Origin of the sequence: Pseudomonas sp. HMSC063H08, assembly GCF_001813645.1 — a bacterium.
In the GTDB taxonomy this organism is placed as follows: Bacteria; Pseudomonadota; Gammaproteobacteria; order Pseudomonadales; family Pseudomonadaceae; genus Pseudomonas; species Pseudomonas aeruginosa.
This window is the reverse complement of record NZ_KV813551.1, coordinates 1-348: the sequence shown is the minus strand read 5'-3', so window position 1 is coordinate 348 and position 348 is coordinate 1. Positions and strand designations below refer to the sequence as shown.

Below are 348 nucleotides of genomic sequence, written 5' to 3'. Positions count from 1 at the left end.
GCGAACAGCTACAGCGAGTTCAAGGCCGAGGAACACCGCACCACCCACGCCGAGCGCAAGGTGGAGGTCCGCGCCAGCGACCACCTCACCGTAGCCAACGACCAGCACCTGAAGATCGCCAGCGGCCAGTTCGTCGAGGCCGGCCAGGAGATCCACCTGAGCAGCGGCCTGAAGGTGGTGCTGGAGGCCGGCGCCGAACTGACCCTGAAGGGCGGTGGCAGCTTCCTCAAGCTCGACGCCAGCGGCGTGACCCTCTCCGGGGCCAACGTCCGGGTCAACTCCGGCGGCAGCCCGGGCAACGGCAGCGGCGCGGCGCCGCTGTTGCCGGGGCCGCTGCGGCAGGCCGAC

1 pseudogene is annotated in these 348 nt (G+C 71.3%); it reads left to right on the top strand.

Annotated features, from left to right (window positions below):
* A pseudogene (locus HMPREF2924_RS24890) lies at positions 1-348 on the top strand (type VI secretion system tip protein VgrG); the annotation flags it as partial.